Genomic DNA, 26,247 nt, shown 5'->3' with positions numbered 1-26,247 from the left:
GACCCGCACATGAAATTCACCGACGGCTTCTGGCTCACCCGCCCCGGCGTCACCGCTCAATACGCTCTCGAGGCCTACGACATCGACGTCGAGAGCGCGAGCCCGGGGGTCGACGGCGATCGCATCGTCGTCACCGCCCCCACGCGGGTCATCGAGCGCCGCGGCGACGTTCTCAACCGCACGGCGCTCACGGTGACGCTCTCATCGCCTCTCGAGGGTGTGATCAGGGTGCGGATCGACCACTTCCAGGGGGCGCGACGATCGCGCGGATTCGAGCTCGTCGGGGCCGAGACCGGCCTCGGCGACATCGTGGTCGACGCGCGCGGCGGAACGATCACGTCGGGATCGATCTCCGCGAGGGTGAGCCAGGGTGCGCCATGGAACCTCGAGTTCTCGTCGGGCGGCCGCGTGCTGACGTCGAGCGGGCACAAGTCGGTGGGCTTCATGGAGCTCGGGGCCGACGCCGCGGTGTCGGCCGAACCCGCGGGGGTCGCGGGGGTCACGCTCAACGGGCGAGCGCACGCGTCGAGCTACATCCACGAGCAACTCGACATCACCGTCGGCGAGACGATCTACGGGCTCGGCGAACGATTCGGCCCGCTCGTCAAAAACGGCCAGACGGTCGACATCTGGAACGCCGACGGCGGCACGGCGAGCGAGCAGTCCTATAAGAGCGTGCCCTTCTACCTCTCGAGCCGCGGCTACGGGGTGTTCGTCAACCAGCCCGAGCACGTGTCGTTCGAGGTCGGCTCCGAGACGGTCGAGCGAGTGCAGTTCTCCACCTCGGGCGAGTCGCTCGAATATTTCGTCATCGACGGGCCGACCCCCAAAGACGTGCTCGAGAGGTATACGACCCTCACGGGCAAGCCCGCTCGCGTGCCCGACTGGTCGTACGGTCTGTGGCTCTCGACGTCGTTCACGACGGACTACGACGAGGAGACCGTCGGGCAGTTCATCGACGGCATGCGCGAGCGCGACATCCCCCTTTCGGTCTTCCACTTCGACTGCTTCTGGATGCGTGAGTTCCACTGGACCGACTTCGAGTGGGACGCCCGCGTGTTTCCCGACCCCGAGGGGATGCTCGAGAGGCTGCACGGCAAAGACCTGCGCTTGAGCGCGTGGATCAACCCCTACATCGCCCAGCGGTCGTCGCTCTTCGCCGAGGCAGCGAGCCAGGGTTTTCTGGTCAGACGCGCGAACGGGGACATCTGGCAGTGGGATCAGTGGGTGGCCGGAATGGCCCTCGTCGACTTCACGAACCCGGGTGCGGTCGAGTGGTTCCAGGGCAAAGTGCGGGGTCTCGTGCGGCAGGGGATCGACGCCATCAAGACCGACTTCGGGGAGCGCATCCCGACCGATGTCGTGTGGTTCGACGGCACGGCGCCCGAGACCATGCACAACCTCTATGCCCAGCTCTACAACCAGGCCGTGTTCGCGGCGCTCGAGTCGGAGAGGGGCGCGGGTGAGGCCGTGCTCTTCGCGCGGTCGGCCACCGCCGGGGGGCAGCGCATGCCCATCCACTGGGGCGGAGACAACACATCGTCGTTCGTCTCGATGGCCGAGACCCTGCGCGGCGGACTATCGCTCGCGATGAGCGGGTTCGGCTATTGGAGCCACGACATCGGCGGCTTCGAGGGTCGACCCGACCCCGAGGTGTTCAAGCGTTGGGTCGCGTTCGGACTGCTCTCGAGTCACTCCCGCTTGCACGGGTCGAGCAGCTATCGCGTGCCGTGGATGTTCGACGACGAGGCCGTCGAGGTCACCCGCCGGTTCGCGCAGCTCAAGTTCGAGCTCATGCCCTATCTGTCGCGCGTGGGCGTCGAGGCGCACGAGCGCGGGCTCCCGTTCATGAGGCCGATGCAGCTCGAGTTCGCCGACGACCCCGCTGTGCGCTACCTCGACCGGCAGTACATGTTGGGCTCCGACCTGCTCGTCGCGCCCGTGTTCACGGAGTCGGGAGAGGTCGAGTACTACCTCCCGGCGGGACGGTGGACCAACTACCTCACGGGCGAGCAAGCGGATGGCGGGGTGTGGCGATCCGAGGTGCACGACGTCTTCAGCGTGCCTCTGTGGGTGCGCGAGGGCGCGGTGCTCCCGATCGGCGGGCGCACCGATCGTCCGGACTACGACTACACCGAGGGGCTCACACTGCGCATGTTCGCGGGCGACGTCGACCGGGAGGTCACCGTTGTCGCGCCCGGGCACCCTTCCGTGGTCTTCCGCGTGAGGGGCGATGTCGACGGGCTCGACGTGCGCTCCGAGCCGGCCGTCGTGTTCTCGGTGGCGACGCCGGGCTCCGCACCGCGAATGTCGGTCAACGGCGCGGTTCGGGTCGATCCCTGACACACTCCCCGCCCGCGAGACGTTTGTCGAGCCGTTGCGCATATTCGCCGACCGGCAGACAGTGAGGGGATGCGCACCCGACGAGTGACCCCGTGACCGACGCGCGACGCCGCGAACTCGGCGATCGCGACGACCCCGTCGAAGACGAGCTTGCGGAGTCGTTCGACAACACCATCACCGAGGGTGCCGAGCGCTTGCAGCGCACGTGGCGGGGAATCCTCATCACGGGGTTCTTCGGTGGGCTCGAGGTCGGCCTCGGTGTCATGGCCTATCTCGCCGTGCTCGATCAGACCGGCGATCACCTGCTCGCGGGTCTCGCATTCAGTATCGGGCTCGTCGCCCTCATGCTCGCGCACAGCGAGTTGTTCACCGAGAACTTCTTGATGCCCGTGGCGGCGGTCGTCGCGCGCGAGGGCACGGTCGGCCAGCTCGTCAAGCTGTGGGGTGGCACGCTCGTGATGAACCTCGCCGGGGGCTGGGTCTTCATGTGGCTCGTCGTTCAAGCGTTTCCGCAGTGGCACGACACCCTCGTCGAGTCGGCCAGACACTTCACCGATGCCCCGTTCGGCTTGCAGAGCATCGTGCTCGCTATCCTCGGCGGCAGCACGATCACCCTCATGACGCGCATGCAGCAGGGTACCGATTCCGAGGTCGCCAAGATCGTCGCGACAGTAATCGGGGGATTCCTGCTGGCGGGGTTGCAGCTGTTCCACTCGATCCTCGATTCCCTCCTCATCTTCGGCGCCATCCAGTCGGGAGCGTCGATCAGCTACCTCGACTGGCACGCCTGGTTCGGCTACACCCTGCTCTTCAACATGCTCGGTGGCCTCGTTCTCGTGACGGCCCTGCGGTTACTGCGCACGAAAGAGCTCTTCCAGCAGAAGGCGGATGCCGAGCGCGGCTGAGCGGGGCCGAGAGGGGCGAGACGACCGGGCGAGCCGCCGTGATGAGTCATCGCCGAAATGTTGTCAAACCGAACAATTCGCTCTAACGTGATGCCAACGCCCTTTTTTTTGAAGCAGAATTCCAACGTTGGAAAGACGCTTCGAGAACGCAGCAGGCATCCGGGTTCCAGCGTTGGAGTCGGGGTGTGAGTTCGGAGAATCGGCGCCACGCACTATCCCTCGCAGCAACAGCGGCCGCCCTCGCGGCCACAGACAACGGTGTCTCTGCACCGCGAAAGGAACAGCGAATCTCATGCTCACGAAAAGAACTCTGCTGGCAGCAGGATTGACGACCGTCGTCGCCGCCGGTCTCGTCGGATGCTCGAGTGGTGGCGGCAGCGGCGGAGGTGCCGGCGCGAGCGACACGAACTGCAGCAACGACATCATGGTCGACGACGTGCCCATCGTCACCTACTGGGCCTGGCTCGAAGACAGCGCGGAGACCATCGACAACTTCAACTCGAGCCACGACGACGTGCAGATCTGCTGGACCAACGCGGGTCAGGGCGGCGACGTCTACAGCAAGCTCGCGACGACCATCCAGTCGAACTCCGGTGCCCCCGACATGCTGCAGATCGAGTACGACTGGCTCAACAGCTTCGTGATCCAAGACGGCCTCGTCGACATGGCCGAATACGGAATCGACGAGTACGAGTCCAGCTACACCCCCGGCGCGTGGCGCGACGTCTCGAGCGGTGACGGCGTCTACGCCGTGCCCGTCGACCTCGGTCCCGTAGGCATGTGGTACCGCGAAGACCTCTTCGAGGCCAACGACATCGCCATCCCGACCACGTGGGACGAATACGCTCAGGCCGCGGAGGAGTTGGATGCCGCGACCGACGGTGCGGTCAAGATCGGCAACTTCGCGCCGAACGGTCAGGGCCAGCACCTCGCGTTCCTCGACCAGGCCGGTGCCGCGCCGTTCGACTTCGACAGCGCCAACCTCACCGAGATCGGCATCAACGCCAACGACGACGCGAGCAAGCAGGTCTTCGACTACTGGATCGACCTCGTCGACCGCGGCCTCGTGGGCACCGATCAGGCGTGGACTCCCGAGTTCAACACCAAGCTCGGCACGGGGGAGTACGCCACGGCCGTCTACCCGGTCTGGTACAACATCCACATCCCGTCGTTCGAAGACGCCGACCCCGACGCCGTGTGGCGTGCGGCGCCGATCCCGCAGTGGGACGCCGCCAACCCCGTGCAGGTCAACTGGGGCGGAAGCACCCTCGCGGTGACGACTCAGGCCGAAGACCCCGAGCTCGCGACGCGAGTGGCCGCCGAACTCTACGAGCCGCAGGAGAACAAGGAGCTCGCGGTCGAGGTCGGTGGCGTGTTCCTCGCGCAGCCCGACATGATCGAGTCGGACTACTTCCAGGGTCGCGAGTACGACTTCTACGGGGGACAGCAGATCAACCAGGAGATCTTCTCCCCCGCTGCGCTCGACTACGACGGAGTCACCTACTCGCCGTTCACGCAGTTCTACTACGACGAGATGCAGCGACTGCTCTCGGAGGCGATCGCCGGCGAGATGACGGCCGACGAAGCCGCCGACGGCCTGCAGGAGTCTCTCGAGACGTATGCCGGTGAGCAGGGTTTCACCCTGAAGTGAGTTAGTCCGATGCGGGCGGGGGCCGAGCCCTCGCCCGCATCCTCCTCTGTGTTCATCTGCATCCCAAGGAAGTGATCCATGACCACCACGCAGCTCGACGCACCCCCGCGTTCACCCGATAAGAGCAAGAAGAAGGGCGCGAGCCTCAACCAGAAGAACGCCCGATTCGGGTGGTTGTTCCTCGCCCCGTTCGCCGCCGTCTTCCTCGTCTTCCTCGTGCTCCCCCTCGCGTACGCGTTCTGGATGAGCCTCCACACCAACACCCTCGCGGGTGGCGAACAGTTCGCAGGACTGACGAACTACGTGAGGGCCTTCAACGACGAACGCTTCCTCTCGGGCATGGGCAGAGTCGCGGCCTTCGCCGTCGTGTTCGTTCCCATCCAGATCGGCCTCGCGCTCATCTTCGCCCTCATCCTCGACGACGTGCGCACGCGCTTCTCCTCGTTCACGAGGCTCATGATCTTCGTGCCGTACGCCATCCCCGGCGTCATCGGCGCCCTCATGTGGGGCTTCCTCTACAGCCCCTCGTTCGGCCCCCTCGTCGGGTTCTTCGAGATGCTGAGCCTCCCCGCTCCCGACCTGCTCAGTCGAGACACGATCTTCGGGTCGCTCACCAACATCGTCACGTGGCAGTGGACCGGCTACTACATGATCATCATCTACGCGTCGCTGCAGTCCATCGATCCCACCCTCTACGAGGCCGCCCGCATGGACGGCGCGTCGAAGTGGCAGATCGCCCGGCAGATCAAGGTGCCGATCGTGGCGTCCTCGCTCGTTCTCACCATCGTGTTCTCGCTCATCGGCACGCTGCAGTTCTTCACCGAACCCCAGGTGCTCGCTCCGCTCGCGGGCAACGCCATCGACGCCTCGTACACGCCGAACCTCTACGCCTACAACCTGGCGTTCTCCTACCAGCAGTTCAACTACGCGTCGGCGATCTCGTTCGCGCTCGGACTCATGGTGTTCCTCGCCTCGATCATCTTTCTGATCGCCACTCGCAAGAAGAGCGGACTTCGATAATGACCACCTCACCCGCCCCCCTCGTCGACGAAGCCATCACCGAGTCCCGACCACGCAAGAAGCGCGCGAGCTCGCAGCCCAAACCGAAGAAAGCCGTCGGGATGCACCTGCTCCTGGCCATCGCGGCGCTCTACTTCATCCTGCCCCTGTGGTGGCTCATCGTGGCCGGCACCAAGACCACGAGCGGTCTCTTCGCCGGCACCGGCGGTCCGCTCTGGTTCGACGACGATTTCGCCCTCTTCGACAACATCGCCGAACTGCTCACCTACAACAACGGCATCTACGTGCAGTGGTTGGGCAACTCGTTCCTCTACGCATTCGCCGGGGGTGTCGGCGCGACCGTGCTCGCGGTTCTCGCGGGATACGCCTTCGCGAAATACCGCTTCCGCGGGCGCCAGGTCGCGTTCCTCACGCTCCTCGCCTCGGTCATGGTGCCGCTCACGGCGCTCGTCATCCCGACCTACGTGCTCTTCAACAACCTGGGTCTCACGAACACGATCTGGGCGGTCATCCTGCCCTCGCTCCTGAGCCCGTTCGGCGTCTACCTCATGCGCGTCTACATTCAGGATGCGATCCCCGACGAGCTGCTCGACGCCGCGCGCGTCGACGGCTCCGGTGAGATCCGCACGTTCGTGACGATCGCGCTGCCGCTCATGCGCCCCGCGATCGTCACGGTGCTGCTGCTGTCGATCGTCGGCGGGTGGAACAACTACTTCCTCCCGCTCGCGATGCTCACCGACCAGACCCTGCTCCCCGTGACCGTCGGTCTCAACTACTGGCAGGTGCAGTCGAACTCGGCGACGTCGGCGAGCCTCATCTGGAACCTCGTGACGAGCGGCGCTCTCGTGTCGGTGATTCCGCTCATCATCGCCTTCCTCCTCCTGCAGCGGTACTGGCAGGGTGGGCTGTCGCTCGGCAGCCTCAAGTAACCGAGAGCGGCCTGAGAGTGATGCGAATGATCCAGCATTCCAACGACGGAAGGCGACCATGACCAACGCTCGCGTGACCATCGACCCGCAGTTCGTCGTCGGCGCCATCAATCGCCGCCTCTTCGGCTCGTTCATCGAGCACATGGGGCGCGCGGTGTACACGGGCATCTACGAGCCGGGCCATCCGACGGCCGACGACGAGGGCTTCCGCCGCGATGTCATCGACCTCGTCAGAGAGTTGGGCGTCTCGGCGATCCGGTATCCGGGCGGCAACTTCGTCTCGGGCTTCCAGTGGAAAGACGGCATCGGCCCGAAAGAGGAGCGTCCGCGCCGGTTGAACCTCGCGTGGCGGTCGACAGAGACGAACCAGGTCGGGTTGCACGAGTTCGCGAGCTGGACGGAGAAGGTCGGAAGCGAGCTCATGTATGCCGTGAACCTCGGCACGGCCGACACGACCGACGCCCTCGAGGTGCTCGAGTACGCCAACATCGAGAAGGGGTCGACGGTCTCGGAGCAGCGCATCGCCAACGGCCGCACCGACGCCTTCGGAATCAGGATGTGGTACCTCGGCAACGAGATGGACGGCCCGTGGCAGCTCGGCCACTCCCCGGCCGACGACTACGCGAAGAAGGCATCCCGAACGGCGAAAGCCCTGCGCCAGCTCGACCCCGAGGTCGAACTGGTCGCCTCCGGGTCGTCGCACCCGACGATGGCGACCTTTCCCGAGTGGGACCGCACGGTGCTCGAGTACACCTACGACGACGTCGACTACATCTCGTGTCACGGGTACTACGAGGAAAAGGCGGGCGACCTCGGCTCGTTCCTCGCGTGCGGGGTCAAGATGGACCGCTACCTCGACACCGTCATCGCAACCGCCGACTATGTGAAGGCGCTCAAGCGCAGCGACAAGACGCTCGAGATCTCGTTCGACGAGTGGAACGTCTGGTACCTCGGCGACAACCTGCGCAGTTTCCCCCGACAGGCCGACCGTTTCTATCGCACCGACGAGATCGAGGGGAACGACTGGCCCGAGGCGCCGAGGCTCGCCGAGGACGTCTACTCGGTGGCGGATGCGGTCGTGGTGGGCGGTCTGCTCATCTCGCTGCTGCGCCACGCCGACCGGGTCACCTCCGCGTCGATGTCGATGCTCGTCAACGTGATCGCGCCCATCACGACGGAGCCGGGTGGGGCCGCCTGGCGGCAGACGACGTTCTACCCGTTCGCGCTCACCTCCGCTCTCGCGCACGGGGTCGCCCTCGACGTGCGCGTCGAGAGCGACCACTACGAGACCGACGAGCACGGCAGTGTCGCGCTCGTCGACGCGGTCGCGACCCACGACGCCGACGCCGGTCGAAGCGCGGTGTTTCTCGTCAACCGGTCGCAGTCCGACGACATCACCGTGACGATCGACCTCGCCGCCCTCGGAACGACCGCGGTGCTCGACGCGCAGACGATGGCAGACGACGACATCTCCGCGCGCAACACCCGCGAGGATCCGGATCGCGTGCGCCCGACCGGGAACACCTCGGCGTCGACCGACGGCAGCGTGCTCACGATAACGCTGCCGGCGGTCTCCTGGACGGCCGTCTCGCTCGGCTAGGTGCGTCGCGCGAGCAGCGGCGCGTCGGAGCAGATGTCGGGACCGAACATCTTGAGGATCACGAGAGGGGTGTCGCCCGTGTTGATGTAGAGCAGGTCGCCGGTCGCCCGATCGTGCGACACGAGGAGTTCGTCGTGGTTGTGGCTCTGGCCGACGACCTCGACTCCGCCGACGGTTCCGGTGCCCGACCAGACGAACACACTGAACACGCCATTCTCGGCGCTCCGGTAGCTCGCCCCGGGGTCGATCACGAGGCGTTTGCCGCAGAACTTGTCGGAGCCGTAGAAGATCCACGCCTCGGTCGCGTCCCCCTCGTCGCGGAACACCTCCGGAACGAGGCGGTGGTTGTCGTAGAAGTAGGGATCGCCGTTCTCGTGCCAGTCGATCCAGTGCAGGGGTGCGGTGTCGCCGTGGGAGGCCCGATCGTCGTCGCTCACATCCTTCATGAGGAGGTTCTTGTCGATGATGGCGCCCGCGTTGAGAGCTTGGAGCATCGCGAGCGTGTCGGAGTCTTCCTGAAGCTCGATCGTCAGCGCGGTTCCGGGTGCGTGGAGTACTCCCGACGGGATGAAGAAGCCCTCCTCGGGCACCTGGAGGTAGGCGGGGGAGTAGCGCAGGATGCGGTCGTCGTTCCAGTCGCGGAGCACCGCCGTGAATTCATCCCACAGTCGATCGCGGTCGAGCGAGGGGTGGATACCGAGAAAGGTCTCGGGGTGGGGGCCGAGGTCGACTCCCGACGGAAAGTAGTAGGCCTCGTCTTTGGAGTTGCGGCCGGCACGCGCGGCGAACTCGAGGGGTGGATGGATGTGCTGCGGGATGCGCTCGGCGAAATCGAAGATCTTGGCGAGCCGCCCGAGGCCCGCGTGGGTCTCGGCGTAGGCGGCGCCCAGGAGCAGGTCGGGTGCCGCTGCGACCGCGTCAGCGAGGCTGATCCGTTCTCCCGCCGCCGTGCGGATCATGCTGATCCCCTCGTCGTCGGGGCCGACGGCGTTGTCGGCTCTCGTCGTCGAAGCGAGCCAGCGCTCGCAGATGAAACCGCGAATGCCGACGTCGTAGGCATCTGTGGGCAGACCGAGCCGACGGCCGGGCGGGAGCCAGTCACGAGCGACCCAGGCAGGGTCGAGCCGGAGGATGCCCGCGCTCTCACGCAGTTCCCGCTCGACGAGGTCTCGAGTGGTGCGGGTCATCAAGCTCCCTTCGACGAGCTCCGTCGCTCGTCTCGATGTCACACGTAGTATTACAACGATTACCTTAGGGGGCGACGATGCCGATGGAGCGCGGAATCTATGCGCAGGGGTGGTTCGCTCGCGGCCACAACTACCACCCGAGCCTTCCGCCGCGGCGGCTCAAGATGGCGGAGGACTTCGCCGACTACCGAGCGACGATCACCACGTGGCCCTCTCTCGGCGGCGGCTCGATCTCTCTTCCCTATCTCGAAGACGAAGCTCACGCTCCGGTTCCCGCCAGACTCCGGCAATACGGCTTTCTCAAGGACTCCGAGTTCGCCGACGAACTCCGCCAGCGCGGGGTGAAGGCCTTCGGCGTCATCTTCTCGACCCAGGGGTGGGAGTTTCCGGTCGAGCTCTCCGACGACGAATCGGAGATCCTCGCGATGAACGAGCTTCGCGGCGTCGGAAAACGCGGGTGGCTCGGCCTCCGCGAGTTCACGCAGAACCGGTATCCGAAGCTCTGGGCGCCGTTCGAGAAGTACTTTCCCGACGGCCTCGTCAATTCGCGCGGCGAGGCCGTGACCGATCTGTTCGAGGAGTGCTGTTCGCGAGACATCCACGGGGTTCCGCATCACGCGGGCTGGCTCGAGGTGCCCGGTCGTGAGCACGAGTGCCACTTCATGGACCTCAACAACCGGGTCTGGCGGGAGTATCTCAAAGCCATCGTGCGCATCCAGATCGATGCGGGCGTCGACGGCATCCAGTTCGACGAGCCCGACAGTCCGCTCGGCGCGCTCGGCTATGGCGGCTCCTTCAGCTACGACAACGTCGCGGGGTTTCGCGACTACCTCGCCGGTCTCGCTCCGGGACAGGTGCCCGAGAGCGTCGGCGACCCGGTGGCATTCCACTACGGTCGGTGGCTCCTCGGGCGCGGCGTCGAAACCGTGAGGCTCAAGGCCGACGGCGAAGAGGGAGTCATGGCCCGGCACTACGTGAGGTTCTTGCAGGGATGCCAGGCGGCGAACTTCGCCGAGCTCTCGTCGTATGTGCGGGAGTACGCCGCGAGTGTCGGGCGCACGGTGCTCGTGTCGTCGAATCTCTTCGACGGGGCACCGTGGCACGACCCTCTCGCTTCGATGCTCGACGTTCTCGTGCCCGAGCAGCGTCACACGCTCTACGAGCAGCCGGGGTGGATGCGGTTCATCGCGGGATTCGGTGGGGGCAAACCCGTGTGCGTCTCGACCAACCCCTACGGCGGAGTCATGCCCGAGCTTCTCGCGAAGCTCAACCGAGGCGCTGCGATCGACCGCTACCGCGTCATGATGTACGAGGCCGCGGCCCTCGGGGTCACGATGTCCGTGCCCTACGGCGCGTGGATGGGGTCGAAGATCGAAGACGCCGTGTGGGCGCCGCACGACGAGACGCTCGAGATCCAGAACTTCCTCGCCGACAACGAGCGCCTGTTCTCGCCCGAGACGCACAACGCCCTCGGGGTCGTCTACAGCACCGACAGCAACTTTCTCGAGACGACGTACCAGATGCTCAACTCGAGCGCGGAGGATGTCTACCCCGCCGTCGGCGAGACGTCGCCGCGCGCGATCCCGTTCTTGCGCGCGGTGAACTCCCTCGGTCTCGCTCGTCACCCGCTCGACGTCGTGATGTTCCACGACGGGGTGCATCGCGACGACGACGCGACCGCCGGGGCCCTCGCGCGATACTCGCGCATCGTGCTGCCCGGGTGCGGGTCGCTCACGAGCCGACAGGTCGCGGCGATCGTGGGCTATCTCGACGGCGGCGGCTCCGTCACTCTCTTCGGGGAGCTCGGTGGCCAGGGGGAGTTCGGCGGCCAGAGTGGCGTCGACGTGACGCCCATCCGCGAGCACGCGCGCACGACCGTCGCCGACTCGACGAGTGCGGATGCGCTCGTGCCGGAGGGCTCGCAAGTGGTCGCTACGGGCCTCGTGCGCGGCGCCGTGAGCATCCAGTGCTCGGGGGGAGCGGCGGGCGCTCTCCACGTGGTGAATTACGACTACGACGAGGGGGTCGAGCGAACGGTCGTGGCCGATCTAGTGAGCGTCGACATCGACGTGCCCTTCGAGGTGCGCGGTGCCACGGTGCATCATCCGGGGCGCGCGAGCGAGGTCGTTCCCGTGCGCACGATTGCGGGCCGTGTGCGGGTCGAGATCTCCCAGCTCGGGCCCTACGCGATCGTCGAATTCGACTGACTGCCGCTCGTTTTCTCGGAGGCCCGCCGTCGACCCTGCCGAGGCGTTCGCCGAAACTGCGTCTTGACAGGTGCCGTCTGCGTCACCCATCCTGTCCGTGAGATGGATTTACGACGTTGTAAATCGGCCCCCCGAAGTCGCACCGTCGCGGTTCACCACTAGGCGCCAGCACACCCCCGCGTTGACGCCGAATCTTCATGCACAGAGACGTGCACAGTGAGAGGAAACAGACGGTGAAAGAAACTCAGTCAAGACGGCCTGTCCGTCGACGCAGACCGGGGCGGAGGTGGCTTGCGGCAGTGACCGTCGCCGCCGTCGGTGCCGGTTCGATCCTGGCGGCGCAGAACGCCGTCGCCGCAGGCACCGACCCGTGGATCTCGGTTCCACCGAACCCCGTGGCCGACGTCTACCGGTTCACGGTGCCCGACGCCGCCATCGAGCCCGCGACGGGTGTCGACCCCGCCGTCGTCGCGGTCGAAGGCAACTTCGGCCCGGGCAAGACCTGGTCGACCCTCAATATGGGAGCGAGCGGCGGCAACTGGTCGTCGACGATCGGCCCGCTCGATCCGGGTCTGTACTACTACCAGTACTCGGCGCGACCGGCCTGGAACCAAGACGCCGTCGGGTTCCGCAACCCCGACAGCCCCCAGGAGGTCACGTCGAAGCCCGCGTGGAACACGCTGTTCGTTCCGGGCCCCGGCGCCGAATGGCTCGCCGACGTGCCCGCGGGAGGGCAGCTCGAGACGCTGACCTACGACAGCACCGTTGCCGAAGAGGAACGCTCCGCCCTCGTGTGGACACCGCCGAGCTACGACGCCGACCGCGCTGAACCCTACCCCGTGCTGTACCTCCTGCCCGACGCGGGCCAGAGCTACAGCGAGTGGACAGAGCTGGGTCGGGCCGCTCAGATCCTCGACAACCTCGCGGTCGAAGGCGACCTCGAACCCATGGTCGTGGTGATGGGGGATGGAGACACGGCGGATGCCCGCGCCGAAGTGCTCGACAACATCCTCCCGTCGGCCCGCGCCGAGTTCAATATCTCCGACGACCCGTCGAATCAGGCGATCGCCGGAATCGGTCGCGGTGCCAGCCAGGCGCTCAACCTCCTGCTCACCGACACGGGCGAGTTCTCGAAGGTCGGCTCGTTCTCGGGCAGCCTCGTGAGCACGGTCAACGCCACGAAGGCGGCGCAGATCAACGAGGCGACCGACCTCGTGCGCGTCTACACGGGCAACGTGACAGACCCGGCCTACAACCGGACCGTCGCGCTCGCGAACAAGTTCACGGCCGCGGGAGTGGAGTTCCAGTCCGACGGATCGGACCCCGAGACCGGGGGAACGTGGGACACCTGGCAGAAGAGCCTGCACGACTTCGCGTCGCGCGTGTTCGCCTCGCCGTCCGACACCGGGCCGAGCGAGGGGCACTTGCCTCTCGAGAGCCACTCGCTCCCCGCTCCGGGCACGGCACCGACCCCCTGGATCGACGAGAACGGTGTCGTCACGTTCGAGACCGGCACCGAGTTCGCCGACGCCAACCACGTCACGGTGTGGGGCAACTTCGGCCCGGCGGGCAGCTGGCCGCGAATCCCGATGACGAAGCAGTCCGACGGTCGTTGGCGCCTCACCGTGCCGTTCGAGGGTGGTTCGTACTATTACAAGTTCGTCGTCGAGGGTGTCGATCACAAAGACACCGGCAATCCGACGTCGGTTCTCTCGGAGCCCAACTGGAGCACGTTCTTCGTGGCCGGCGACGGCATCCGCGGGGAGTACACCGGCGACGTCGCTCCCGAGTCAAGGGGCGCGGTCGAGGTCCTGCCCTACATGAGCACCGCGAACGAGCAGGAGCGGTCGGCCTACGTCTGGACGCCTCCGGGCTACGACGCGGATCGCGCCGAGGCCTACCCCGTCTTCTACCTCCAGCACGGTGGCGGACAGACGTGGACCGACTGGGTGGAGGTCGGGCGAGCAGCCCAGATCCTCGACAATCACTACCTCAAGGGAAACATCCTTCCCATGGTCGTGGTGATGGGCAACGGCAACGGGGTCGACTTCCCGAACGAACTGCTCACGCGGATCGTTCCGGCAGCCGAGACGCAGTACAACGTCAGCTCCGACCCGAAGCAGCGCGCTCTCGCGGGACTCTCGATGGGCTCGGGTCACACCCTGAGCACGCTGTGGGCTCACCCGGGAGAGTTCGGCTACATCGGGGCGATGTCGGCTTTCGGCGCACCGCCGGCCGGCGCCGACATCGAGGCCATCAACGAGGGCACCGAGCTCATGCGCATCTACACGGGTGACATTCAGGACTTCACCTACCAGAACACGCTCAGCCTCATCGCCGCTCTCGAGGATCGGGGGATCGACCACGAGTTCGCTCCGATCATCCCGGGTCCGCACAGCTGGGACGTGTGGCAGAAGTCGCTCATCGACTTCCTTCCCCGGTTGTTCAAGGGAGACACGAGCGAGGGCATCCCGATCGAGGCCGAGATTCCTGAGGCCGAGAACGGCGTTCTCGCCATGACGATCGCGGACTACGGTGACGGCGTCGCGCTGTCGGAGCCGGAGAACGCGGGAGACCGTCTTCGGATGACCGGACAGCTGCCCGAGGTGACCGTGTCTGATTCGCGCACGGCTCAGCAGGCGGGAGTCGGCGGGTGGGCTGTGTCGGGTCACGCCGACTCGTTCACCTCGACGGGGCAGACGCTCACGGCCGATCACTTCGGGTGGACGCCCGACGTGCTCACGCCGCGACCGGGTCTCGTCGCCGGGTCGCCGGTCGACACGGTGCTCGACGGTGGTCCGGGGCTCGAAACGCCCGGAACGCTCGCCTCGGCAGATGCTGAGGGTCGATTCGGGTCGGCAGTTCTCGGGGCGGAGCTCGAGCTGGAGGTTCCGGTCGGAACCCAGCCCGGCACCTACACCGGGCTGTTGACCATCTCCCTGTTCCCCGTCGACTAGGCGGGAACTCGAACGAGCGCGGTCGGTCGGAGACACCTCCGGCCGACCGCGCTTCAGTCACTCTCTCGAGGATCATGAATCACATCTCCCCCCGCCGTGCCGCGCGAGCTCTCGTCGTGACCGGCGCCTTCCTTCTCTGCGGCACCCTCTCTCTCGGCCCGACGGCGGCATGGGCCGCTGCGCCGCCCGCCGCCGCGTCAGCCGTCGAACAGACCACGTGGGCGCTCCGCCCCGCCGAGGGGGCTGAGGCCGACGGGCGCGTGTCGCTGCGCCACACCATCGACCCCGGTGCCGCGGTGACCGACGGTCTCGTTCTCACCAATTTCGGCGACCGAGCCGCGTCGTTCGCGCTCTTCGCGAGCGACGGCGCCATCGGTGACGACGGCAACTTCACGGTCGTGTCGGGTGACGCCGCTGTCGACAGTGGCACCTGGATCGAGCTCGAGGTCCGGGGTGCGAAGGCGGATGAGAGCGGCCGCACCGTCGTCGAGGTGCCGGCCGCGTCATCCCGGGCCGTCTCGGTGACGGTGCGTGCTCCCGAGAATGCCACCCCGGGTGACCACCCGGCCGGCATCGTCGCCGAGTTCGTGCCCGGCGACGACTCGAATGTGCAGATCGCCTCAAGAGTTGGCGTTCGCGCGCACGTGCGCGTGGCCGGCGACATCGCGCCGAGCCTCGAACCGCAGGCGGTCTCGGCGGCCTACGAGCCGTCGTGGAATCCGTTCGCCCCCGGTCATGTGACGATCGACTACGCCCTCGCGAACGACGGCAACATCCGTCTGGGTGCGAACGCCGAAGCGGCGTTGGCGGGGCCCGCGGGTCTCGCCGGTGCGACCACATCCACCGAGGTGCGGGAGATCCTCCCGGGAACGAGCGCTACCGCCTCCCAGCGTGTGAGCGTGTGGCCGACCGTGTTCATGTGGGGAAGCGTCGCGGCGACCCCCATCGCCGTCGGTCAAGACGAGGTCACCGAACCGCTCGCCGACTCCCTCACGTCGTTCACGGTCTGGACGATCCCGTGGTCGCAACTCGCACTCATCGTGCTCGTCGTCGGAGCGGTGGTCGTCATCGTGCGGGTGCGGCGCGGGTCGCGCGACCGCGTGCAACAGCGGATCGACGCCGCTGTGGCAGCAGCCACGGCGTCGGCGGCTGCGGAGTCACCCGCTGCCGCGGAGTCGCCGGGTGACGGCGAGTCACCTGCAGACGACGATGCCGCCGTTTCGGGCGACCCGCCGGCGACCACCGAGCGCCCCGCCGTGTCGCCGACCCGGCGGTGACGGCGGGCTGTGCGTGGCGGGCCGTGCGCGGCACGGTCGATTACGCCCCGCTCGACCGCATCAGTCGGTCGCGTCGGCAAACCCCGTCGACTCGCGGCGCACGATCCGGAACTCGGGTTTGATCGTGCGCGGTGGCAGAGCCGTCTCCTTCTCGCCGATGCGCTCGATGAGCAGGTCGACGGCGGTCTGGGCGATCTCGTCGCGACCCGGGTCGACCGTCGACATCGAGGGCACCGAGTATCGCGACTCGTCGATGTTGTCGAACCCGATGAGCGCGACATCCGAGGGCATGTCGACTCCCGCCGCACCGAGCGCGCGGAGGGCCCCGAGGCCGAGGGTGTCGTTGAGGGCGAACACGGCGTCGAAACGCACGCGGTCGTCGAGCAGCCCCTGCGCGGCCTCGGCCCCGGTCGCGCGATTCCAGTGTGAGGCTCGGCGCACCAGCTCGGTGTCGTAGGGAAGCCCTGCGTGTTCGAGCGCCTGGCGGTATCCGCGCAGTCGCAGGCTCGCCGAGCCGGCCTCGGTGCTGTCGGGGTCGCCGGCGCCGATGAGGGCGATGCGCGTGCGTCCGATGTCGAGGAGGTGCTTGACGGCCGCATGCGCGGCGCTCGTGTTGTGCATCGCCACGTGGTCGGTCGGCCCGTTGAAGATGCGCTCCCCGAGCAGCACGATCGGCAGCGGGGTCTCGAGGGCGTCGACGTCGCTCTGGCCGAGACTGATGGGGCTGAAGAGCAGGCCGTCGAGAAAGCTCGGGCGAGCCGCCCCCGACACCGCGAGCAGCTCGCTGTTGCGGTCGCCGCTCGTCTGCTCCACGACGACGCCGAGCCCGCGGCGTTCGGCCGCTCGGATGACGGCGTCGGCCAGTTCGGCGAAGTAGTTCTCTTTGAGTGCAGGGAGCGCGAGCCCGATGATGCCCGTGCGACCGGACCGGAGGCCGCGAGCAGACAGGTTGGGGCGATAGTCGAGCTGGTCGATCGCGGCGAGCACTCGGTCGCGCGTGAAGGTGCGCACGTGAGGGTGGTGGTTGATCACATTGGAGACCGTCTTCACCGAGACGCCTGCGATGCGTGCCACGTCGTGCATGGTCGAGCCCATGACCTGCTCCCTCCCGGGTCGATCGCCGCAGCGGCAGCTTCGATTCAGCCCCAGACGAGAACCGTTTCGTCAGGTCAGTTTGCCACGTCTGCGTTCAGCGACGGCGTCACTCGGCGGCAGAACCCGCGCGAAGATCACGACGAGCAAGCCGACGAGCGGCACGATCGTGAGACCGAGGCGCAGCGACCCGGCGTCGGCGATCGCGCCGACGATCGGGGGCGAGATGAGGAAGCCGACACGGAGCAGCCAGCTCACGAGGGTCAGGGCCGTGCCGGGGCGGAAACCGTCGAGCTCGTCTGCGGCCTGCATCGCGGCGGGGATGAGGGTCGCGACACCGAGCCCGGCGAGACCGAAACCCACGATCGTGCCGACGGTCGACGGAAACCCGAGGGCGAGCCCCATGCCGACGAACACCGTGACGCCGCCCGTTCGCGCCACCGCGCGCTGCCCGAACCGGTCGACGAGCCGGTCGCCGAAGATGCGCCCGACGAACTGCATGCCCTGCAGCGCGACGAATCCGATCCCCGCGACGAACGCGGACGCGCCGAGCGACCCCGACAGGTAGATCGCCGACCAGGAGGCGCCCGAGTCTTCGACGATCGCCCCGGCAGACGCGATGACGACGAGCGCGGCGAGGATCGCGTATTTGAGCATCCCGGTGCGGCGTCGCGGGGTGGCCGCGGGGGAGGTTGCTGCGGGGGAGCCGGCCACTGCCGCCGAGGGGGCCTCGGTCGCGACATCCGCGGGCTCGGGTCCGGGCAGCAGAAAGCGGTAGGCGACCATGGCGATGCCGCCGAAGATCACCGCGGAGATCGCGAGGTGCAGGGGGATGGGGATGCCCGCTTGGGCCGCTCCCGCTCCGAGCACGCCGCCCAGCACGGCGCCGACACTCCAGATGGCGTGGAAGGAGTTGAGGATCGAGCGGCGGAAGAGCCGCTGCACGCGAAGCCCATGGGAGTTCTGCGCGACATCCGTGATCGAATCCATGGCGCCGGCGAGGGCCATGCCGAGGGCGAGCGTGATCCAGGCCGAGCCCGACCCAGCGATCAAGATGCCCGCCGCGGTGACCAGGGTGGACGCCACGGCGACCCTCGACGATCGGAACCGGCGCACGAGGTATCCGGCGCTCAGACCGGCGATGAGCGCGCCGAGGGGAAAGGCGGCGACGGCGAGCCCGAACGCGGTGTTGGTGAGGTCGAGGTTGCGCATGACCTCGGGGTACCGCGGCAAGAAGTTCGCGAAGAGGGCGCCGTTGGTCAAGAAGAGCAGCGCGACGGCGACGCGGGCACGGCGAACCTCGACGCCGGGGCGGCGATCGTGGGGAGGGTGTGAGGTCATGGGAGTTCGCGTCATCGGAGGGGAGCGACCCGGCGTCGAGGTCGCGACGCTGCGGCGTCGGATCAGTGTAGGGGAGCCGAGCCTTGCGCGAGACGGCGGCTCCCCGCACGAGACCCGCTCAGGCGGCGCTCCCGCGCGACGCAGTCACCGCGCGACCGTGAGTGCGCGCCGCATCCTCGGCCGACTCTTTCAGCTCGCGCGCCACGTCGGCGAACGCATCGAGCGCGGGGTTCACTCCGACGAGCGTGAACGGTCGCTGAACGACGCGGAGGTCGAGACCCCAGACGTCTTCGAGCACGCGGCGCAGCCAGGCGGTCGAGTGATCCCAGCCCTCTTTCGGCGTGCCGGGCGCGTAGTTGCCGCCGAGCACGGTGACGAGGGTCGCGGGCTTGCCCTGCAGTGCGGTGCCGGTGGGGTCGATGCGCGAATCCGTGTAGGCGAGGTCGAACCAGGTCTTGACGTGCTGCGAGACGCCGTAGTTGTAGAGAGGCACGGCGAAGAGCAGTGCTTCGGCGCTGACGAGCTCGTCGGCGAGGGACGTTGCGAGGGCGCGCGCGGCCACTTGCGACTCAGACCGCTGGGTCTCGTCGACGAAACCGCCGGTGACGGCGTCGGCCCATGCGGTTGCCGGCACGGGGTCGCGGGCGACGTCGCGGCGGGTGACGACCGAGTCCGGGTGCGCCGTCGTCCACTCCGCCTCGACGATGTCGGCGAGTGCGTGACTGACAGAGGTCGCGGGCAGGATGCTGGCATCCAGGCGGAACAGTGACATGAGATCCCTTTCGTTTTACGTAGTCACTAGGTTTTCCGTAGCGACTACGTGCAGCGTAGCACCGGGTAGACTGGGGCGATGGGCGAATCCGACGAACGCATCCATCTCTGCGATGCCTCCGTCACGCTCGCGTTCAGTGTTCTCGGCAAGCGTTGGAACGGCATGATCATCGCCACCCTCGGGTTGGGAAGCGCCTCGTTCGCGACACTGCGGCGATCAGTCGGGGGGATCAGTGACACCGTGCTCTCCGATCGGCTCGGCGAGCTCGCTCACACCGGGCTCGTGGCGCGAACGGTCGTGAGCGGACCTCCCGTGACGGTGTCGTATGCCCTCACCGACAGTGGCCGCGGGCTCGTGCCGATCCTCGATCAGCTCGGCGTGTGGGCGTCGGCGAACCTGGGCGAACCCTCGAGTTCGTGCTGACGGGAGGCGAGGAGACGCACTGAGTCACGCCCATTCACGGGCGGCACGAAACACTCTTGAGATAAAGCTATTGACATTAGCCAAATGGCGATGCAGACTAGCTTTGTGCTCACCGAGTGCACTCCATCTCCTCCGCTTCACCCACAGAACGGATACGACCATGAGCATCGTCCTCGCCACCACGATCGACATCGCAGCCACCCCCGAGGAGGTCTGGGAGGTGCTCTCCGACTTCTCCGCTTATGGCGAGTGGAGCAACTTCTCGCGTATCGACGGGGCCCCCGAGCTCGGTTCGGCGCTGAAGATGCGCATGCCCGGTTTCTGGTTCTCCTCGACCGTCACGGCGGTGACCGCGGGCCACGAACTCCAGTGGTCGGCGAAGATCCTCACGGCGGGGCTGTTCCTCGGCGAGCACAACTTCACGCTCGAGCGGCAGGCCGACGGAACGACCCGCCTGCACAACACCGAGACCTTCTCGGGGTCGCTCACGCGGCCGTTCGAGGGTTTCTTCGCCAAGAACCACAACGAGGGCGGCTACGCCGCGTTCAACCAGGCGCTCAAGCGTCGCGTCGAGGCCCGCGCCGCGCGCACACTCGTCCCCGCCCTCGCAGCCTAGATTCGTCGGGATCGCCGTTCCGGAAAGTCTCCGGTCGGATCAGTAAACCCGAGTCAGGCCTGGCCTGTCGGGTGGTCGACGACCCGATCTCGGTGGGCCAGCCGCCGGATGGCGAGAATGACCGGCTCGTATAGCGCCGTGCCGAGAACGGCGTAGCTCACTGATTCGTGAGGCGTCATGGTGTCCATCGGCGCGAGCTCCTCTTCAGCCAGGGGGACGAGCGCATCACGGTATCGCCGCGCGACGTCGGGATTCCATGGCAGGCCCGCGTTGTCGAGCCCCTCGAGTGCCGCCTCGAGTTGGCGGGTCGCCGGATACGCGGGGTCGAAAGCGAAGCCCAGTGCGCGGGCCGCATGCTGGGCTCGGGGAAGCTCGGCAGCGGTCGCGTCGAGCGCGTCGGAGTCGTCATCCGATTGCGACTCGTTGTCGTAGGGCGGCAGGGCGGCGACCGCACGGCCCATGGCGTCGACCGGGTCGTCGTGTGCGCCATCGACGATCGCGAGGATCTGCCGCACTCTGGCGATCGGCAACCCCCGCACGGAGGTCAGTGCGCCGATCAGCGCGATCCGCTCGAGATGATCCGAGCCGTAGTCGGCCCGGGTCGGCGAGGTCACGTCGCCTCGCTCGAGCATGCCCTTCCGCAAGTAGAACTTGAGTGTCGGGATAGAGACGCCGCTCGCCGCCGAGAGTTCTGAGATACGCATCCATCGCCTTTCCGCTTGCATTAGATACTACCGCTACCCAATACTGGATACTGTAGATATCCAATTGATCGAAGGTGGCTCGTGGTTCCCCTCATAGTTCTCGCCGCAGCATCCGGTGCCGCTCTCGTTGTGACCGCGCTACGTGGTCCGCATGGTCGGGCGGATGTCGTCGTCTCGCTGCGCGTCGGTGTCGCCGCGATGTTCCTGGTGGCGGGAGTCAGTCACTTCGTGGGGATGCGCGACGCAATGATCGCGATGGTCCCCGATGTTCTGCCGCTGCCCGAAGTCATCGTCACCATCACGGGAATGCTCGAGCTGGCCGCAGCCGGAGCTATGGCGTCGCGTCGCCTCACGCCGTGGGCCGCGATCGGTCTCTCCCTGCTTCTCGTGGCGATGTTCCCGGCGAACGTCAGCCTCGCCCTCACATCGACCGACCTCGCGTGGTCGCAGACCCTCGTGCCGCGCACAATCATCCAAGCCATCTACCTCTCGGCCACCACGGCGCTCGCCATCACGGCGATGCCGCGCGCGAGGCGACCGAGAGTTGCCGCTGCCACTTCGATGTGACGGGCGGCAGGGGGTCGGTGTTGCCTTGCGGCTCCTGGCCCCTCTCTGCGCTGCCTCTGTCGGCGGACTCTTGACAAACCGCTCGTCCTTCGTCATTCTCTTGGTTACATGGTCTGACCATCAGGCCAATTGGACCTACAAGGGAGTAGTTCGATGAACCTGTTCTCACTGCTGGAAGCTCGGCGAGAGCTCGCCGGGCCGATTCGCGTCGGTGTGATCGGCGCCGGCAAATTCAGTTCGATGTTCCTCACCCAGGCGCTCGGCTCGGCAGGCATCCATGTCGTCGGTGTCGCCGACATCGACATTCCGAAAGCGCGCGGAGCCCTTCAGCGCACCGGGTGGCCGGAGGAGCGGTATGCGGCTGGCTCATTCGACGAAGCAGTGCGAACCGGCAGCACGTTCGTGACCGAAAGCGCAGACGAGTTGATCGCTCGCTCCGAAGTCGAGGTCATCCTAGAGATCACCGGCAACCCGCTCATCGGCACGTATCACGCGGTCCGGGCGATCGACAACGGCAAGCACGTGGTCATGGTCAACGTCGAAGCGGATTGCATGGTCGGCCCGCTGCTGCAGCGCCGCGCCGAAGCAGCCGGTGTCGTCTATGCGATGGCCTACGGCGATCAGCCGGCCCTGATCTGCGAGCTCGTCGACTGGTGCCGCACCGTCGGCTTCGATGTGGTTGCGGCGGGCAAGGGAACCAAGTACCTGCCCGAGTACAACTACTCCACCCCCGACACGGTGTGGGACTACTACGGCTTCACCGCCGAGCAACTCGAATCGGGCGACTACAACCCCAAGATGTTCAACTCGTTTCTCGACGGCACCAAATCCGCGATCGAGATGGCCGCGGTGGCGAACGGCACAGGCCTGATCCCCCAGGAGGAAGGCCTGCTCTTCCCCGCGGCGAGCAAGGCGGACCTTCCGACAGTCTTTCGCGAGAACCGCCTCGCCGGCGGAAGCCTCACGCGACGGGGCACCGTCGAAATCGCGTCGAGCATGTACCGCGACGGCACCGAGGTGCCCGACAACCTCCGATGGGGCGTCTACGTCACCTTCGAAGCGACCACCGATTACGCGGTCCAGTGCTTCGCCGAATACGGAGTGCACACCGACGACACGGGTCGCTATGGATCTCTGTACCGGCCGTACCACATGATCGGGCTCGAACTGAATGTCAGCATCGCGGCCGCCGTGCTGCGCAACGAGGCGACGGGAAGCCCCACCGGCTTCCGGGGCGATGTCGTGACCACGACCAAGAAAGCGCTTCGCGCCGGAGACACCCTCGACGGCGAAGGCGGCTACACGGTCTTCGGCAAACTCGCCCCAGCACACCTCTCGCTCGAACGCGAGGCGTTGCCTCTCGGGCTCGCGCACGGAGCGCGACTCATTCGTGACGTTCCGAAAGACACGACCGTGTCGTGGAACGACGTCGAGCTCGACGAAAGCCAGCTCGCGGTGCAGTTCCGCCGTGAACTCGAAAACGAATTCCGTGCCGAGCACTCCTCTGCCGCCGCGGTCTCCGCCTGAGCGCCGCCCGTCGTGGAACCTAGAATGATCGCAACCGGGGCGGCGCGTCCCCGTGAACATCAGGCTCAGGGGTGCATCGAACGTGACGACAGCCGAAGGGTGGCAGCCCGTTCAACGGGTTCGTACCTACGAACAGGTCATGTCACAGATCGAGGAGCGCATCCTCGACGGACGCCTGAAGGCCGGCGACCGTTTGCCGAGCGAACGCGATCTGGCACTGCTGCTGGGTGTGTCACGTCCGTCGCTGCGCGAATCGCTCCGGGTGCTCGAGGCGCTCGGAGTGGTGGATATCCGTCGCGGGGGCGGGGTGGATGGCGGCGCTGTGCTGCTCAGTGCGCCGGGGCCCGGGTTTGTCAACCTGCTCAAGCTGCAACTCGCTCTCGGACACTTCGACTCGACCGACGTGCTCGACACTCGGGTGGCGCTCGAGACATGGTCGTGCTCGGAGGCGGCCTATAGATCGACCGACATCGACCACACCCGGCTGGCAAGCATCCTCGACGACATGGAGGCACCCGGCATCGAGGCCCACGAATTCAACCGCCTCGACACCGCCTTCCACGTCACGATCGCGGAATCCACCGGGAACACCCTCACCGCTCATCTCATGGGCTCACTGAGGGTCGCCATCCACCGACAGATGATCGAGGCATACGACCGGCTCGATGACTGGCGACGCACGGCCGTGACCGTGCGGCAGGAGCATCGAGGCATCCTGCAGGCCATCACCGACAAAGACGCCGCAGGCGCCGCTCGACTCGTCAGCGAACACATTCACGACTTCTACAAGATCGGCAACGTCGGAGGAACCTACCCCGGGCACTGATTTCCGGCCCGGGCGAACCCGGGACTCCTTCGACGGCGTGCCACCCCTGCGGGCGAAACTCGCCAATTATCAAAGGAGATAAATCATGACAACCCACCCCGTGGCCGACCGCCAGCTGGCGGAACGTGCGCGCAACGGTTCCCCCGACAAGCGCAAGACGGCGATCGGAAGTGCCGTCGGCACGACGATCGAGAACTACGACTTCTTGGCATACGGCACCGCTGCCGCGCTCTACTTCGGTGATGCCTTCTTCAACGCCGACGACCCCGTGGTCGGGGTGTTGCTCGGATTCCTCACCTTCGGAATTGGGTTCGCGATGCGACCGCTTGGGGGGATCATCGGCGGGTACCTCGGCGACAAGTACGGGCGCAAACCGGTGCTAGTGGGTGCTCTCCTCATCATGGGGTTCGCGACAGTACTGATCGGTGTACTGCCGACGTACAGCCAGGTGGGAGTGCTGGCGCCCATCCTGCTCACGGCCATTCGCATCATCCAGGGGCTCGCGTTCGGTGCCGAGTGGGGTGGGGCGATCCTCATGACCTTCGAGCACGCGCCGTGGAAGCAGCGCGGGCGCTACACGGGTATCCCCCAGGCGGGAGTTCCACTCGGCCTCCTGCTCGCCAACCTGGTCTTCCTGGCCACGGTCGGGCTCGACAGCGAGTTGGCTTGGCGACTGCCTTTCCTCCTCAGTGCCGTGCTCATCGTCGCGGGCATCGTCATTCGTCTGAAGGTGAGCGAATCGCCTGAGTTTGAAGAAGCCAAAGCGGCGGGGGAGCTCGAGAAGAACCCGATCATCTCGGTGCTCAAGAGCGACTGGCGCAACGTTTTGCGCACCATCTCCCTGCGACTGGCCGAATCCGGCGGGTTCTACGTGATCGTCACCTATTTGATCTCCTACATCAGTGCGGGGGAGGAGCCGATAGCCGACCGCGCTGTCGCCCTGACCGGTTTGGTGATCGCCGCGGCGCTCGGAGTGGGGGCGACAATTCTCTGGGGTGCGCTCGGTGACAGGGTGGGGCGCAAGCCCGTCTACATCGTCGGGACCGTCCTCCTCATCGCTTTCGGGTTCCCGCTATTCGGGCTCGTCAACACGGGGAGCGCGGCACTGATCGTGTTCGCCTACATCTTCGGCCTGACGATCATCCACGACATGCTCGCGGGAACTCAGGGTGCGTGGTTTTCCGAACTGTTCCCCACGAGCACCCGCACCTCGGGAGCGTCGCTCGGATACCAATTCTCGGCGGCGATCTCCGGGTTCATTCCTCTTATCGCGGCCGCGGTGGCCGTGCCGCTCGGGTTCGGCGGCGTCGCGCTCGTCTACATGGGCTGCGGAGTCATCGGACTCGTGGGTGCTCTCCTAACCCGCGAGACCTGGGGGAAGAAGCAGCGCGCCGAGACCGAAGCGATCATCGCCGGCACGTTCAAGGGGTGACGTTCGCCCCTTAAGCCGCGTTGCGAAAGGGCGGAACCCGTCTTCTCGCTCCTCACCGCTTCGAGGAATAGTGTCTGTCGCACATGTCCGTCAAAGGAGGTAACTATGGGACTCGATGACAAGATCAAGAACGCCGCACAGGATCTCACCGGCAAGGTGAAGGAAGCCGTCGGCGAACACCGCAACGATGAAGACCTGAAGGCCGAAGGCCAGAAGGACCAGTCTGCGGCCTCCGTCAAGAAGGCCGGCGAAGACGTCAAGGACGCCTTCAAGTAGACCGCTTCGATCAGCGCGGAGGCGGCGTCCCCTCGGGGGCGCCGCCTTCGTCGTTGTCGCAGATGCCTGCCGATCGCCGACTCCGGGCTCGAGCCGACTCAGCGCGCGGTGAGCGCCTCCGCGTAAGCGCGCACGGAACGGTTGTAGCGCGGGAGGGTCGGTTCGATGGCCTCGATCGCCACGCGGAGCGCCTCGTCGCGACGACCCGCGCTGTGCAGGGCGAGTGCGAGAAACACTCGCGGGGCGGCCCCGGTAGCGGGGTGCTCGGGTGCCGTGCTGAGCATCGCGATCGCCTCGTCGATTCGGCCGAGGTTTCGCAGCGTCGACGCGTGCTGCACGATCATCCGTGCCGCTCGGTCGGCGTCCACCGTGTCGAGTCCGGCTGCGGTTGCGGCGGCGTAGTGCACATGTGCCTCGGCTTCGCGCCCGGCGGAGTCGAATGCGCCGCCGAGCTCGAACTCGGCGAGGGCAGGGTGCGGTGCGTCATCCGCGAGGGCCCGCATTCGGATGACCCGCTGCTGGTCGTCCATGGTGTCGTCAGCCCACAGCGCGTCAACGCGGTGTTGCCAGTCGTCGGAGCTCATCGATCCAGGCT

The 26,247-nt window shown here is 66.7% G+C and carries 22 protein-coding genes; 16 read left to right on the top strand and 6 right to left on the bottom strand.

The genetic code is table 11. The annotated features are described in order from the left end of the window. Window positions 1-9: 9 nt before the first annotated feature. From yicI to ACLHG5_RS10590, 6 genes are all read left to right on the top strand, one after another. A complete protein-coding gene (gene yicI / locus ACLHG5_RS10615; RefSeq protein ID WP_411318761.1) occupies window positions 10-2,343 on the top strand; it encodes an alpha-xylosidase in 2,334 nt (777 codons plus the stop codon). Between the two features lie 92 nt (window positions 2,344-2,435). Beyond that, window positions 2,436-3,248: a formate/nitrite transporter family protein gene (locus tag ACLHG5_RS10610; protein ID WP_411318760.1), complete on the top strand. Its 813-nt coding sequence runs from the start codon at window positions 2,436-2,438 to the stop codon at window positions 3,246-3,248. Window positions 3,249-3,540: 292 nt separating this feature from the next. Further along, window positions 3,541-4,899, top strand: coding sequence for an ABC transporter substrate-binding protein (locus ACLHG5_RS10605; RefSeq protein ID WP_411318758.1), 1,359 nt, complete (start codon window positions 3,541-3,543; stop codon window positions 4,897-4,899). A 78-nt stretch (window positions 4,900-4,977) separates the two neighbouring features. Continuing rightward, on the top strand, window positions 4,978-5,919 hold the full coding sequence (locus tag ACLHG5_RS10600) for a carbohydrate ABC transporter permease (protein WP_411316738.1): 942 nt from the start codon (window positions 4,978-4,980) through the stop codon (window positions 5,917-5,919). Beyond that, the gene (locus ACLHG5_RS10595) at window positions 5,919-6,848 is read left to right on the top strand and encodes a carbohydrate ABC transporter permease (RefSeq protein ID WP_411316739.1); all 930 of its coding nucleotides are present in this window, start codon (window positions 5,919-5,921) and stop codon (window positions 6,846-6,848) included. The genes ACLHG5_RS10600 and ACLHG5_RS10595 overlap by 1 nt, the downstream gene beginning before the upstream one ends. Before the next feature lie 58 nt (window positions 6,849-6,906). Beyond that, on the top strand, window positions 6,907-8,448 hold the full coding sequence (locus ACLHG5_RS10590) for an alpha-N-arabinofuranosidase (RefSeq protein ID WP_411318757.1): 1,542 nt from the start codon (window positions 6,907-6,909) through the stop codon (window positions 8,446-8,448). Here ACLHG5_RS10590 and ACLHG5_RS10585 read toward each other — a convergent pair. Further along, the gene (locus ACLHG5_RS10585; RefSeq protein ID WP_411318756.1) at window positions 8,445-9,635 is read right to left on the bottom strand and encodes a hypothetical protein; all 1,191 of its coding nucleotides are present in this window, start codon (window positions 9,633-9,635) and stop codon (window positions 8,445-8,447) included. The two genes, ACLHG5_RS10590 and ACLHG5_RS10585, sit on opposite strands and share 4 nt — an antisense overlap. 77 nt (window positions 9,636-9,712) lie before the next feature. Between ACLHG5_RS10585 and ACLHG5_RS10580 the strand changes: the two genes are divergently transcribed. The 3 genes from ACLHG5_RS10580 to ACLHG5_RS10570 all read left to right on the top strand — a co-directional run bounded on the left by ACLHG5_RS10580 (window position 9,713) and on the right by ACLHG5_RS10570 (window position 16,076). Further along, window positions 9,713-11,842, top strand: a complete 2,130-nt coding sequence (locus ACLHG5_RS10580; RefSeq protein WP_411318754.1) for a hypothetical protein — start codon at window positions 9,713-9,715, stop codon at window positions 11,840-11,842. 299 nt (window positions 11,843-12,141) lie between these two features. Further along, the gene (locus ACLHG5_RS10575; protein ID WP_411318753.1) at window positions 12,142-14,799 is read left to right on the top strand and encodes an alpha/beta hydrolase-fold protein; all 2,658 of its coding nucleotides are present in this window, start codon (window positions 12,142-12,144) and stop codon (window positions 14,797-14,799) included. A 74-nt stretch (window positions 14,800-14,873) separates the two neighbouring features. Continuing rightward, entirely contained in the window at window positions 14,874-16,076 is a 1,203-nt protein-coding gene (locus ACLHG5_RS10570) for a hypothetical protein (RefSeq protein ID WP_411318752.1), read from the top strand. Window positions 16,077-16,136: 60 nt separating this feature from the next. On the opposite strand, the gene ACLHG5_RS10565 is transcribed toward ACLHG5_RS10570, so the two are convergent. The 3 genes from ACLHG5_RS10565 to ACLHG5_RS10555 form a co-directional block, all read right to left on the bottom strand. Continuing rightward, the gene (locus tag ACLHG5_RS10565) at window positions 16,137-17,159 is read right to left on the bottom strand and encodes a LacI family DNA-binding transcriptional regulator (RefSeq protein WP_411318994.1); all 1,023 of its coding nucleotides are present in this window, start codon (window positions 17,157-17,159) and stop codon (window positions 16,137-16,139) included. An 81-nt stretch (window positions 17,160-17,240) separates the two neighbouring features. Continuing rightward, entirely contained in the window at window positions 17,241-18,509 is a 1,269-nt protein-coding gene (locus tag ACLHG5_RS10560; RefSeq protein WP_411318751.1) for an MFS transporter, read from the bottom strand. A gap of 118 nt (window positions 18,510-18,627) precedes the next feature. Further along, complete coding sequence (locus ACLHG5_RS10555) at window positions 18,628-19,281, bottom strand: FMN-dependent NADH-azoreductase (protein ID WP_411318749.1); 654 nt, start codon at window positions 19,279-19,281, stop codon at window positions 18,628-18,630. Window positions 19,282-19,359: 78 nt separating this feature from the next. Between ACLHG5_RS10555 and ACLHG5_RS10550 the strand changes: the two genes are divergently transcribed. Together ACLHG5_RS10550 and ACLHG5_RS10545 are read left to right on the top strand one after the other, a co-directional pair. Continuing rightward, a complete protein-coding gene (locus ACLHG5_RS10550) occupies window positions 19,360-19,704 on the top strand; it encodes a winged helix-turn-helix transcriptional regulator (RefSeq protein WP_411318748.1) in 345 nt (114 codons plus the stop codon). A 160-nt stretch (window positions 19,705-19,864) separates the two neighbouring features. Next, complete coding sequence (locus ACLHG5_RS10545) at window positions 19,865-20,320, top strand: SRPBCC family protein (RefSeq protein WP_411318746.1); 456 nt, start codon at window positions 19,865-19,867, stop codon at window positions 20,318-20,320. Window positions 20,321-20,373: 53 nt separating this feature from the next. On the opposite strand, the gene ACLHG5_RS10540 is transcribed toward ACLHG5_RS10545, so the two are convergent. After that, window positions 20,374-21,024, bottom strand: coding sequence for a MerR family transcriptional regulator (locus tag ACLHG5_RS10540; protein ID WP_411318745.1), 651 nt, complete (start codon window positions 21,022-21,024; stop codon window positions 20,374-20,376). Between the two features lie 81 nt (window positions 21,025-21,105). On the opposite strand from ACLHG5_RS10540, the gene ACLHG5_RS10535 reads away from it, so the two are divergent. From ACLHG5_RS10535 to ACLHG5_RS10515, 5 genes are all read left to right on the top strand, one after another. Beyond that, window positions 21,106-21,591, top strand: a complete 486-nt coding sequence (locus ACLHG5_RS10535; protein ID WP_411318743.1) for a DoxX family protein — start codon at window positions 21,106-21,108, stop codon at window positions 21,589-21,591. A 153-nt stretch (window positions 21,592-21,744) separates the two neighbouring features. Then, window positions 21,745-23,118, top strand: a complete 1,374-nt coding sequence (locus tag ACLHG5_RS10530) for an NAD(P)H-dependent oxidoreductase (RefSeq protein WP_411316759.1) — start codon at window positions 21,745-21,747, stop codon at window positions 23,116-23,118. A 52-nt stretch (window positions 23,119-23,170) separates the two neighbouring features. Then, the gene (locus tag ACLHG5_RS10525) at window positions 23,171-23,944 is read left to right on the top strand and encodes a FadR/GntR family transcriptional regulator (RefSeq protein WP_411318742.1); all 774 of its coding nucleotides are present in this window, start codon (window positions 23,171-23,173) and stop codon (window positions 23,942-23,944) included. Between the two features lie 85 nt (window positions 23,945-24,029). Beyond that, window positions 24,030-25,376 (top strand): MFS transporter, encoded by a 1,347-nt coding sequence (locus ACLHG5_RS10520; protein ID WP_411316763.1) that lies wholly within the window; start codon window positions 24,030-24,032, stop codon window positions 25,374-25,376. A gap of 105 nt (window positions 25,377-25,481) precedes the next feature. Further along, on the top strand, window positions 25,482-25,652 hold the full coding sequence (locus ACLHG5_RS10515) for a CsbD family protein (RefSeq protein ID WP_411316764.1): 171 nt from the start codon (window positions 25,482-25,484) through the stop codon (window positions 25,650-25,652). A 98-nt stretch (window positions 25,653-25,750) separates the two neighbouring features. On the opposite strand, the gene ACLHG5_RS10510 is transcribed toward ACLHG5_RS10515, so the two are convergent. Beyond that, window positions 25,751-26,236 (bottom strand): tetratricopeptide repeat protein, encoded by a 486-nt coding sequence (locus tag ACLHG5_RS10510; protein WP_411318740.1) that lies wholly within the window; start codon window positions 26,234-26,236, stop codon window positions 25,751-25,753. Between the last annotated feature and the right edge of the window lie 11 nt (window positions 26,237-26,247).

This window comes from Marisediminicola sp. LYQ85 (assembly GCF_046600695.1).
Taxonomy (GTDB): domain Bacteria; phylum Actinomycetota; class Actinomycetes; order Actinomycetales; family Microbacteriaceae; genus Marisediminicola.
This window is presented reverse-complemented; position numbering and strand designations above follow the sequence as displayed.